The sequence below is a fragment of the Blautia sp. MSJ-36 genome, assembly GCF_018917985.1.
Taxonomy (GTDB): Bacteria; Bacillota; Clostridia; order Lachnospirales; family Lachnospiraceae; genus Blautia_A.
In genome coordinates, this window is sequence record NZ_JAHLPQ010000030.1 from 1 (window position 1) to 12,069 (window position 12,069).

12 protein-coding genes are annotated in these 12,069 nt (G+C 44.6%); 3 read left to right on the top strand and 9 right to left on the bottom strand.

The window, feature by feature from the left end:
* On the top strand, positions 1-251 hold a 251-nt coding region (locus tag KQI39_RS14730; protein WP_216419251.1), incomplete at its 5' end, for a hypothetical protein.
* A gap of 710 nt (positions 252-961) precedes the next feature.
* On the opposite strand, the gene KQI39_RS14735 is transcribed toward KQI39_RS14730, so the two are convergent.
* The 3 genes from KQI39_RS14735 to KQI39_RS14745 form a co-directional block, all read right to left on the bottom strand.
* A complete protein-coding gene (locus tag KQI39_RS14735) occupies positions 962-2,368 on the bottom strand; it encodes an APC family permease (RefSeq protein ID WP_216419253.1) in 1,407 nt (468 codons plus the stop codon).
* 162 nt (positions 2,369-2,530) lie between these two features.
* Entirely contained in the window at positions 2,531-2,875 is a 345-nt protein-coding gene (locus KQI39_RS14740) for a P-II family nitrogen regulator (RefSeq protein ID WP_021977944.1), read from the bottom strand.
* A gap of 39 nt (positions 2,876-2,914) precedes the next feature.
* Complete coding sequence (locus KQI39_RS14745; protein WP_148448353.1) at positions 2,915-4,285, bottom strand: putrescine aminotransferase; 1,371 nt, start codon at positions 4,283-4,285, stop codon at positions 2,915-2,917.
* A gap of 343 nt (positions 4,286-4,628) precedes the next feature.
* Here KQI39_RS14745 and KQI39_RS14750 point away from each other — a divergent pair, with 343 nt between their 5' ends.
* On the top strand, positions 4,629-5,048 hold the full coding sequence (locus KQI39_RS14750; RefSeq protein WP_118063422.1) for a PPC domain-containing DNA-binding protein: 420 nt from the start codon (positions 4,629-4,631) through the stop codon (positions 5,046-5,048).
* A gap of 11 nt (positions 5,049-5,059) precedes the next feature.
* Here the strand turns inward: KQI39_RS14750 and KQI39_RS14755 are convergent, their stop codons facing one another.
* Positions 5,060-5,203 (bottom strand): hypothetical protein, encoded by a 144-nt coding sequence (locus KQI39_RS14755; protein WP_216419255.1) that lies wholly within the window; start codon positions 5,201-5,203, stop codon positions 5,060-5,062.
* A 95-nt stretch (positions 5,204-5,298) separates the two neighbouring features.
* Here KQI39_RS14755 and KQI39_RS14760 point away from each other — a divergent pair, with 95 nt between their 5' ends.
* Entirely contained in the window at positions 5,299-6,378 is a 1,080-nt protein-coding gene (locus tag KQI39_RS14760) for an NAD(P)H-dependent flavin oxidoreductase (protein WP_195566780.1), read from the top strand.
* 72 nt (positions 6,379-6,450) lie between these two features.
* On the opposite strand, the gene KQI39_RS14765 is transcribed toward KQI39_RS14760, so the two are convergent.
* The 5 genes from KQI39_RS14765 to KQI39_RS14785 all read right to left on the bottom strand — a co-directional run bounded on the left by KQI39_RS14765 (position 6,451) and on the right by KQI39_RS14785 (position 12,009).
* Positions 6,451-8,064 (bottom strand): YecA family protein, encoded by a 1,614-nt coding sequence (locus tag KQI39_RS14765; RefSeq protein WP_195566782.1) that lies wholly within the window; start codon positions 8,062-8,064, stop codon positions 6,451-6,453.
* A 103-nt stretch (positions 8,065-8,167) separates the two neighbouring features.
* Positions 8,168-8,386: a hypothetical protein gene (locus tag KQI39_RS14770; protein ID WP_216419257.1), complete on the bottom strand. Its 219-nt coding sequence runs from the start codon at positions 8,384-8,386 to the stop codon at positions 8,168-8,170.
* Between the two features lie 75 nt (positions 8,387-8,461).
* Entirely contained in the window at positions 8,462-8,671 is a 210-nt protein-coding gene (locus KQI39_RS14775) for a hypothetical protein (RefSeq protein WP_253293209.1), read from the bottom strand.
* 165 nt (positions 8,672-8,836) lie between these two features.
* Positions 8,837-10,324, bottom strand: a complete 1,488-nt coding sequence (locus KQI39_RS14780) for a glycoside hydrolase family 32 protein (RefSeq protein ID WP_216419259.1) — start codon at positions 10,322-10,324, stop codon at positions 8,837-8,839.
* A 53-nt stretch (positions 10,325-10,377) separates the two neighbouring features.
* Positions 10,378-12,009: an ABC transporter substrate-binding protein gene (locus KQI39_RS14785; RefSeq protein WP_442860764.1), complete on the bottom strand. Its 1,632-nt coding sequence runs from the start codon at positions 12,007-12,009 to the stop codon at positions 10,378-10,380.
* Positions 12,010-12,069 lie beyond the last annotated feature (60 nt).

The window sequence follows — 12,069 nt, forward strand, 5'->3', positions numbered from 1 at the left end:
CGACTTGGATACTTTATCATATCTTCTGTCTTTTGTCAACAGTGAATTTCATTTTTCTGAAATTCTTTTTAATTGTTTGTTTTTCAAAAACAATTATTTGCGACAGCTCAGTTATAATAACACTGGGAGTTATGCTTGTCAACCATAAAATTCAAATTTTTTTGGATTTTTTGGAAGTTTATCTTAAAGATGCAATTTTTCTTCTTCCATTCGCTGGTGGCGCTACGGCGGTCGCATTTTCAATGCGGTAAGTGCGAGGGAAGGCGATCTCAAAGTTCCGAAGCCCGAACGCCCTCCCTCGCGCTCCCACCCCGTTGGGCACGGAAAGAATTCTTCGTTGTTGTATGTGGTGCGGTATTGACTTTTGTCTGTATGCTGCGGTATTCAGAGTGGAACGCTGTGCCGATCTGGTTCCTGGATTCTTCTGTATTTATAGTGAGACGCTGTGTCGATCTGATCCCTAGATTCTTCTGTATTTATAGTGGAACGCTGTACTGATACAGCTACACTTCGACAATTCCAGGACAGGACGCCCTGCGTCCGCTTCCGTCCCCTTTCGGGTTTTATCTTTTTTCCTACCGGCTGGAAGTGTCAGCCAGAGGGAGAGGATATCGGTTCGGGCTGTTGCGGAGGAGGGGTGATACAACTTAGGTTGCGGGAGAGGGCGTTATTGCGGAAGGGTCAGCTGTCTGAGCCGCAGGCGAGTTCTGGCCCTGCCGCAATGCTTTTAGCCATCTCACGGAATCTTAGTTGTATCCCCCGACGGAGTCCTTGCCCGGACCGATATCCTCTCCCTCTGGCGTACCTCTTTCTCTCCACCCTCACGGAACCCTAGTTGTATCCCCCGACGGATTCCCTGCCCGGACCGATATCCTCTCCCTCTGGCGTCCGGCTTTCTCTCCACCTCACAACCCAAAAAGAACGCCACCCACCAGGCAGCGTCCTCCCAAATATCCAAATATTACCTCCAGATCCCCCGAAGTTTCCGAATCGTATAAAACAACTCATTCTCCATCGCCATAACCTTCTGAATCGGCACACTCCTAAACACCGGCATCTTCATCCTAGTCCTAATCCACCAAAACGAATAAACCGCCAAAACCAGAAAAGTGATCAAAACCACCAACCAGATCAAATTCCTCTCCACAGGATCCGAAGAAATATTCAAAATCATATAACAAGTCCCCACAATACCAATAACCGGAAACACCGGCCCAAAAGGAACCTTGAAACTCCTCGGCACCTTCGGCATTCTTTTCCTGAGAATCAACACATCCACATGCGCCAAAACATAAGAAATCATCCAGAACACCGACCCCACCAGAATCAAAAACGAAATAATAGAAGAAGAATTATTACTGATCAATGCAAAAATAAAAATCGTCACACTGACAAACACAACCCCAAACCACGGAACCCCATGCTTATTCGTCTTCGCAAAAATCCTCGGCATCATATTCATCTTCGCCATACCCTGACAGATACTCGCCAGCCCATTCACCGTAGAATTCTGCGTACTCACAACCGCAAGCGCAGCCACCAGAGTCATCCAGATTTTCCCCACACTGCCAAGAAGATTTTCCCCGTAAAGCAAATGCGGCGCTGGAGAATCCATCAACTCCTGCCAGGGAGTATAATTATGAAAACCAAACACCATGATCGACTGCACACCACAGATCAGAGCAAGACCAATAATCATACCAAGAGGCACATTCCTCTTCGCATTCTTAACACTCTTGGAAACCGGGATCACATACTCCGCCCCGATAAACAGCCAGAACGCCGTAGCCGTAGCAGAAAACAGCTCCGAAGGCTTCGTAGCCATAGTATACGGCTGAGAAACTACCTGACCCGTGCCCAGCTTAAACATACCGATCAGCCCCATGATAATCATAGAACCAACCAAAAGAAACGCAACCAGATCCTGGATCTTTGCAAACATATCCACGCCATGAAGATTCGCAATCATGATCACAATCGTCATCACCAGCGTATACCCGATACTTGGAATCGGCAGCCGGATCGTCTGGGCCATCGCATAGGAAAAAATCGAAGCCTCCACACCAGATGACAGAATATTACAGAGCAGATACCCACCAACCATGGAGATCAATGTAGGAAAAGGCCCAAGGCACGCCAGAGTATACTGTGCCAGACCACCCGTCGTATTCGGCATAATCGCATTCAGCTCCGAAAGCGAAGCCACCGTAGTCATATTTAAAAGGCAGGCAATGATCATAGAAAAAACAAACACAACGCCAACAGTACCTGCACCCTGTCCAAGGGAAACCAGACAGCTTGTGGCAATGACCAAACCTACTGATATAGATACAACACTTCCCAATCCTAATTTCTTATCTTCACTCATAATCCCAAGCACCTCCCCTATAATGAAATGGACATTCGCATTATATAAACATAAGTCATAAAAAATATCCAGCATAAAAACAGGCGAGGATCCGCTTCATCCGCGGACACCCTCGCCTGCTCTATAATACAGACCATCCTTCCATGATCCGCAATCCATCATCTATAAAGCATCTGCCCCTTCATCACCAGTACGCACGCGGATCACATTGTCAATATCATAGATAAAAATCTTACCATCACCGATATGACCGGTATAAAGCTCGTGCTTGATCACATCCACGATCTTATCCACCTGCTCCTTTTTTACCACAACACTGATCTGCTGCTTCGGAAGAAGCTCCATCTCATAATTTTCATCCACTTCATACTCACGGGTACCTTTTTCCACACCACAACCAAGCACCTGCATAACCGTCATACCTCTGACACCGGCTTTGCTGAGCGCAGACTTCAGGCTGGAAAATTTCGCAAGGCTTGTGATGACTTCAATTCTGCATAAACTCATCTTATAATATCATCCCTTTCGGAAAAATCCCGTTATATTTTATACATTAAGTGCTTTCTTTGTATCAGCAAGAGCCTCATCCATTCTGGAAATAACGTCCTTGATATCCTGCTCGGAAATAACAGCTGTAGGCTCAAAACGAATTGTTTTTGCATTAACAAGAGTACCGGCTGTCATGACACGTCTTGCAAACAGACCCTTTGCAGTCTCATAACCAAGCTCGCAGGTATGGAACTCAACAGCAAGCATAAGACCTGTACCACGAACCTCCTGGATGATCTCCGGATATTTTTCCGCAAGGCTCAGAAGTCCGGCTTTCAGGATCTCACCTTTACGCTTGCAGACACCCGGGATATCATTTTCAAGCATATATTTGATAGTTGCAATAGCAGCTGCACAGCAAACCGGGTTTCCTCCGAATGTCGGGGAACCAAGAAGCCACGGGTTATCGATCAGATCCTGAACCCACATCTTCGGTTTGCAGATGATACCAGTGATCGGCATGATACCACCACCAAAAGCTTTACCATAGGTCATGATATCCGGTGTAACGCCCTCTGCCTCACATCTCCACATAGTACCGGTACGTCCCATACCAGTCTGGATCTCATCAAAGATCAACGCTACGCCAGTCTCATCACAGATCTCACGAACCTCCTGAAGGTATCCTGCCGGAGGAACAATAACACCAGCCTCACCCTGGATCGGCTCAAGGATCACACCTGCAACTTTTTCACCAACTGCCTGAAGGTTTACGATTGCTTTTCTAACATCATCAGCAACACCGTACTGTACGTGCTGTACCTGCTGTACCATTGGAGTATATGGTGTACGGTATGTGCTCTTACCACCCATGGAAATAGCACCCATGCTCTTTCCGTGAAAAGCACCCACTGTGGAGATGAACCATCTTCCGCCAGTTGCGATACGTGCAAGTTTCAGAGCCATCTCAACAGCCTCTGCACCACCGTTTGTGAAGAAGCAGTACTGCAGGTCACCAGGTGTGATATCTGCAAGAGCTTTTGCCAGATATCCACGAAGAGGATCGAGAAGCTCCTGAGAATGAAGCGCCTGATGATCCAGCTGTGCTTTAACAGTTTTCAGGATCTCCGGATTTCTGTGTCCACAGGTATAAATACCAAATCCACCAAGACAGTCGATGAATTTTTCCCCATTTAATCCGTAGCAGTAAGCACCTTCATCCTGCCACTCAAGAACCGCACCCTGCTCAGAATCAGAAGAAACGGATTTACGGTATTTCAGCCAGCCCGGGCTTACGTAGTTGTCAAAATGATCGATGGTATCTGCTACCATCTGTTTTTTCTCCTCTGCAGGAATATCTTTCATATCTGTGTTGATCAGTCCGATTACTCTGTCAAGATCTTTGATTACCTGTTCACTCTTTGCCATAATACATGCCCTCTCTTTCTGAAAACCTTTTGGTCAGATATACTGATTTGTAAAAAAATAAGCGCATTCATTGTATTTCTACAACAAATGCGCCTTTGCATTTTTTTGATTGCTTTTTTAAGTTGCCTACATTGTACTCCGGTTAGCCGATACAGACAATTCTTAATTTCTGGCTGTTTATGATTACTTTCCAGTATGTCTACTTATTTTTAAGTATATTTCTGTAAAAAATCTTCCGTACACCCTCAGATCTCAGATATTCTTCTCCTCAAGTCTTCCGAAAAAAAACAGAATGTATTATACTTATTAGAAAATGTACATTACATAAAGGGAGGTTTTCACCATGGAATACAGACGTTTTGGAAACACGATCTATCTTCGCCTTGATCCAAAAGAAGAGATCCTGGAAGAGATCGGAAAAGTTGCGGAAAAAGAGAACATCCGCCTTGCACAGGTTACAGGACTTGGTGCCATCAACGATTTCACCGCAGGTGTATACAACACCGTAACAAAGGAATATCATTCCATCCAGTTCCAGGGAGCTTATGAGATCGTTTCTCTTACCGGTACTGTTACACGTAAAGATGGCGAAGTTTATCTTCATCTCCATATCGCAGCCGGTGACGAAGAAGGCCTTGTACATGGCGGTCATCTGAACCGTGCCATCATTAGTGCTACTGCGGAGATCCAGATCCAGGTAATTGATGGTGAGATCGGACGTGAATTCAGTGATGAAATCGGGCTGAATCTGTTTAAGTTCTGATTCTTCTGATGCTACATCAGCCGGATATTTATTACAAAAAGCGGGAAGTTATTCATCTGTACTTCCCGCTCTTTTTCCCTCTTATCCAACAGTCCCGCAGCTCTGCTTCTTATTTTCCCAAAACCATAGCTTCTACTCATATACGCTCTTGACAAACGTTTCTCCCATGATATACTTTGATAATAAAACTATTTTGATTTAAAAATTATTTATAAATAAAAACAATCAAAGAATTATGAGGACTAATACTATGAAGAATTTAAAAATAGGTGAAAAACTTACAAAATTCCCCCTCATCCAGGGTGGAATGGGTGTAGGCATCAGCCTTGGCCGTCTGGCCGGCACCGTTGCAAAAGAAGGCGGAATTGGAATTATCTCCACTGCCCAGATCGGCTACAGAGAAAAAGATTTCGACCAGAATACAGCAGAAGCTAACCAGCGTGCCATCCTTTCTGAAATGAAAAAAGCCCGGGCAATTTCCCCGGATGGCATCATTGGCTACAATATCATGGTCGCCCTGAAAGAGTATGCATCTCATGTAAAAGCCGCTGTTCAGGCAGGCGCAGACCTTATTATCTCCGGTGCCGGACTTCCCACGGAACTTCCTGCCCTTGTCAGTGGAAGCAAAACAAAGATCGCTCCCATCGTCTCAACGGACAAATCTGCCAAAGTTATTCTGAAATACTGGGAAAGAAAATATAAACGAACTGCAGACCTGGTTGTGATCGAAGGGCCCCAGGCCGGCGGCCATCTGGGATTCCATAAAGAAGAACTGGATTTTTATACACCGGAAACTTACGCTGACGAAATCCGCAAGATCGTTCAGACCGTAAAAAATTATGCTTCAAAATTTGGCACAGAAATTCCTGTGGTAGCTGCCGGCGGCATTGCTACTTACGAGGATGTAAAACATGTCCTTGATCTTGGTGTTGACGGTGTTCAGGTTGCAACCCGCTTCATCACAACCGAAGAATGCGACGCAGATACCCGGCTGAAAGAGGCTCTGGTCCATGCCACAAAAGACGATATCTCCATTGTAAAAAGCCCGGTAGGTATGCCCGGACGTGCCATCATGAATCCCTTTATGCAGCATGTCATGGCCGGAGAAAAAATCCCCCACAGTCCCTGCCACCGCTGCCTGGCCAAATGTTCCCCCGGCGAAATTCCCTACTGTATCACAGATAAGCTGATCGCCGCTGTGAAAGGAGATGTGGAAAACGGCCTGCTGTTCTGCGGGGCGAAAGCCTACATGGCAGATAAGATTGAAACTGTGCATGATGTAATAGAAGACCTGTTTGATTCCTCTTCAAAGCTTCCGATATCCGTTTGACAACCATAAACAAAATAAAAGATCCGGCCCTGTAACAAGCCGGATCTTTTTATGTTTCTTACTGCCAAAGTTTTATCTTCTTCCACAGCATTTCTTATATTTCTTACCACTTCCGCACGGGCACGGATCGTTCGGGTAGATTTTTCTTGTAGATGCCGGCTGCATTGGCATTGCAGTCGGTACAAAGCTGTTTGGCATTGCAGTATGCGGTTTACCTGTAGCAAACGGCCATACAGCTCCGGAAATCTCATTCGGTGTGTAACCGCGGAATTCCAGCATTCTTGTATTATTGTTGACATCCATGATCAGCTTTGTAAATTTCTCAAGCTGCTCATCATTAAACTGGATTCCCTTCTGGTTCAGGTTCTCCATGATCGCGGATATTCTGCCGTCCATGGAGCACTCTTTGTAGATAAAGAAAAGCGCCTGATCTTTTACCGCATCGGAAACTTTCATCTCATCCATCAGGAATTTTCCCAGTTTCTGGTAAGAAGCAGATTTTGTCGGATAACCATTTCTGGAATAATCCAGAATCTCATCTACAGACGGAATATAGAATTTCCGGCCACCCTGACGTCTCTCGATATCTTTGTAGATATTGTTGATCAGTGCGGATTTCAGAATCAGCTGATCATCCACAAGCTCACAGATACAGGCTTTCTCCGGAATAACATGATAAAGTTCGATGAACTTGTCATATCCGATGTCAAAACCTTTTTTCTGTTTAAACATCTCATATACTGTTTTTGCCGGTGCAGACACATACAGATAGCTTACCATAACAAGGCAGTCTTTCAGCCAGTTTACCTGGCTTCTAAGTGTCTGGAACTCCGGTGTGTTGATCTCACTGTAAACAGCTGCAACCTCTGCCGGTACTTCCGCATAGTCATCACTGTAGGAAACCAGATAGCCCATATCGTTCAGCCACTCTAAAGTCGCCCACTCACCATCTGCAACGTGGAAACATTTTCTCTGAACAGCTGCCTCAAAAGCCTGTACTTCCTGGTCATCTGCAACAAGGAAATTTGCTTTCATAACTTCCGGTTTCAGAACCTCTGCGGAAACTTTTGCAGCGATCTCTTCCTTCTCCATTCCTTTGCAGTGAAGTCCAAGCTCACCTGCAATACTGAGAAGGTCTTCTTTCCGGTAGGACATAAGGAAATCTTTTACTGTAGGATTTCTTCTGCTGCCTGTAACTGCCTCTGCGCTCTCTGCAACACGTGCTGCCGCTTCTACTACTGCCGCAACATCCTCATCTGCTGCACTCTCCTTCTCCGGAGCTTCCATCCAGTACGGATCGTCCTCACCTTTTACTTCTTTTATAATGGAAGGAGCTTCTGCTGTTCCTTCTTCTTTTTTCTCAATGTCGACTCTGTACTCCGGAACTTCCTTGTCAGCACCGTACTGACGGAAAGTAAACCATTTCTCGGAATCCATAAGTTCTGCAGTCTCTGTCTCGCCTGCATTTAATAATGTGAAATTATTCTTCGCTTCTCCATCACCGTTCTCACGAATCTGAACTTTTTTCTGGAAAAATTCAATCTCATATGAGCTGCCTGCCGGATACTGGACAAGATTCTCAAGCATGGCTGCCATCTTTGCAAATGTAACATCAGCCGCAACAGTACAACGTCTCCATACCGGCGGTTTCGTTCCTTTTCTTGTAATTTTTAACTGATAAAACATTGTGTGTTCCTCTCCTGTAAATATATGCCGGATCAGGAGTCATCCAAGGCTCCCGACCCGGCGTAAGCAACTTCCACTATGTTATACAAAAACGGGGAAAATGTCAATATTTCGTATCAAAGCACGTCACCACCATATGCACCACATAAGGCACCAGGATTACCGGAATGGCAAGGTAGGCAAGGATACTGTAGGCTTTCTGGATCAGGGTAAGAAGTCCCGCGATAATACAGATTGAAAGCACGGACGCCACTTTCCGCACCAGATCTGTTCCAAAGATCGCCACAACAAAAATAAAAATACCAATGATCAAAGTGCACACCAGATGATCATTCCTGTGTTACTCTTTTTTTCCATAAAATCCGAAACTCCTCTCCTGTGCTGACTTACATATAATCTACCTGCATTTCAGCACTTTATGATCCGCAAAAGCCTTTGCCCCGTACTGGAGCAGCGGATCGCGACACATCCGGCTCACTGCCACCCCAACCAAGGTAAAATGCTCCAGCCTTTCATCTCTGGAAGAAATGGTCGCTTCATAATATTTCGCATAGGTATCGCCAATGGAATAACTTGGCAGATGCACCTCATAATTTTCCAGCTTCATTATCATTTTCTCCTAATAAAAAGCATCTCAGAGAGAGTTCCGGGATCATCCGAAAATACAGCTCTCCATAACGCAAAAAAGCGTACAGATGCCCTGCATCCATACGCCTTTGTATTCAGTTTTTATAGTAACATGAAGGGGCAAAGATTTCAACACTTGACTGTATCACAGTACAATATCATATTTCTCCACATTGATCACTGCTTTTCCGTCACTGTGGAAAAGAATTTCATCTGCTTCTGCCGGTGTGGGGATTACCGTAGTGGCAGTCTTGCTTCCATCATTGACAAAAAGCTCGATGGAACTGCGGTCCAGGATAAATCGCAGCTTCAGATTTTCTCTGTCATCTGTAATCTGGAATTTTCTTGTGCACAGAACATCACGATATACTCCACTCCATGTTCTGTCGATCTCAATGGTCTGTTTTTTTCTGTTATAAGTGAATATTGTTGTATGCTCTTCATTATGTGCAAGCTCAATCTGAAACTCACTGTAATCTCCGTCTCCGGCAGATGCTTTTGCATTCATCAGTTCTACCGTCAGATCGATCATTCGGCCACGAACGCCATCCAGCTGCTTCTCTTCTTTTATTTCCACTGCCTGATAGCTGCAGGAATTTTTCCGATAATTTTCAATCTCACGAACCGGATGCTGCCAGATCTTTCCATCCTTATATTCCAGCTCTCTCGGAAGTGTCATCATTCCCTGCCATCTCTGTTTTTCATTGATCACACAGTTATCCCAGGACTTCATCCATGCGATCATTACTCTTCTTCCATCCGGAAGCAGTGTTGTCTGCGGCGCATAAAAATCCAAGCCATAATCCAGACTTACAGGTTCTTCTCTTTTAAATATGTGATTTTCTTTATCGTAGGTTCCTATAAAATAGAGAGAATTATGTCCATTATGAAATTCATAGCCCTTCGCGCGCATATGCTGGGGAGAACAGATCAGCACATATCTGTCACCAAGCGGGAAAAAGTCCGGGCATTCCCACATGACACCAATTTCTCCTGTAGTATTTTCCGCAAGAATCGTCTCAAACTTCCATTCCTTCAGATCCAGGCTGGAGAAAAGAGCTACCTGTCCCGGAATTTCCTCACTCCGGCTTCCTACGATCATGTAATAAGTTCCCTCTTCTTTCCAGATCTTCGGATCACGGAAATCAATTCTACTGCATTTTTCCGGAAGCATATCTCCGGTAACCACCGGATTTTTTTCTGCTTTTACATAATCTTTTCCGTCACCAAAGGCAAGACACTGGTTCTGTCTGATCTCTTCTTTTCCATCCGGCAGTTTTTCCGTTGTAACTCCGGTGTAAATCAAAGCCTGTTTTCCATCAGCTTCAATGGCACTTCCGGAAAAACAGCCTTCACGGTCATATTCCTGATCCGGTGCGAGTGCAGCCGGAAACTGCTCCCATCGAATCATATCCTCAGTCACGCTGTGCCCCCAGTGCATTGGGCCCCAGTCGCGGCTGTAAGGATGATACTGATAAAAAAGATGTACTTTCTCTTCAAATACAGAAAATCCGTTTGGATCATTGATCCAGCCAACCGGTGCAGCTACATGAAATGCCGGTTTTTCTTCCTGCGGGATATTTTCTGCTTCCTGTATTTCATAAAGACGCGCTTTTTCAAGTTTTTCGCTCATAGTCTGCTCTCACTTTCTTTTTCATGTTTCTGACCGATATCTTTTTTCTGTTTTTATTTCTCTGTATCACTGAGAGATTTCTGATACTGGTCAAAATATTTCTGTTTGATCGCCAGATAGTCAGAAAGTCCGTACTGCTCCATCTTCTTCAGATAAGAATCCCATTCTTTTTCGATTCCTCCGTTCAGGATCCAGTCTGCCTTTTTCTGCTCTGCATATTTCTTGATATCTGTGTCATACTGGGATACCTTGTTGGTATCATCAATACTCATAAATACATTCGGATATACATATTTGCTGTTCATATCTTTAAGATATGTTTCATGCATATTGTCAAGACGCCATTTTGCATCTGCAGGCTCTGTTACATATACATCATAATAATCATTAAGAACTGCCAGCGGTCCGTTAACAGACTGTGCTTCACGAACCTCTACCGGAGATGCGTCTCCAAGATCCATATGCTTCAGCATCTGTCCACCTTCTGCATTTTCAGACATTTCAAAGATATTGAAGGAGTCTTTCTCACCATAAGTACCCCAGTTATTCTGTGGAGACTGGATCGGTGCATACATCTGATCGATCCATGCAGCTGCCAGTGCCGTGTCTCTGCAGCTTGTAGTCAGAACACATCTTCCTCTGTCAAATCCACTGGTCTCACTGTTATTCTGTCTTGTGATATTTACAAGCCCGTCCGGTCCTGCAAGTGCCGGGAGCATCACATAATCTTCATTGTTGTCGATGTTTGCAATATCCCAGGTAAAGCACAGGCCATATCTGTGGTTCTTTCCTTTTGCAACATAGGTAGACCATTCCTGGGTAAATGCCTCCGGATCTACAAGGTTCTCTTCCACCAGCTGGTGCAGCCACTGAATTCCTTCTTTATAGCCTTCCTGCACGGTTGTATAAATAACCGTTCCATCATCCTTTACAGCAAAATGATCACCGGTATCTCCATATCCTTCGCCGAATCCATTAATGAGAATTGCAGGATCCTGGTCTCCATTGTTGATAATGAATGACATTGGAATCACATCGCCTTCAATATCAAACTCTTTTTCCAGTTTATCTGCATTATCACGGAAAGCAATCAGAACCTGCTCCAGTTCATCTGTTGTAGTCGGAACATCCAGTTTCAGATAATCCAGCCATTTTTTATTAATGTAAGGAATATCTCCGATGGCCTGAATGGCTTCTTTTCCTTCACCCAGCTGCTCGATCCACGGGAAAGAATAAATATGTCCGTCCGGTGCAGTACACATGGTGCGGTATTCCGGATATTTTTCAAATGCAGCCTGAAGATTCGGCATATATTTATCGATCAGATTTTCTACCGGAATGATGATTCCCTGCTTTGCATAACGAAGGAGATCATAATCACTCATTCCTGCGTTAAAAAGACCATCCGGAAGATTTCCGAACTGTGCCAGTGCCAGATTCTTTTTGTCATCAAACTGATCCGATACGAAGCAGGTCCAGTCAATATGAACATTGGTCTGCTTTTCCATTCTTTTGAAGATCGTTCTTTCATTGGGGTCCTGAGTAGATGTTGCCGGAGCACTTGTGATAAAGGACAATTCTGCTTTTTCTTTCAGCGGAAACGCAACGTCCTCTACCGGAGTATCCGGATCTGTTTCTGCCTTCATGTGCTCTTTTCCACTTCCACATCCTGCACTGCAGACCATTATAATCGCCGAAAGCCCGATTGCCAATAATGCTTTCATTCTTTTTTTCATCATCTTCAA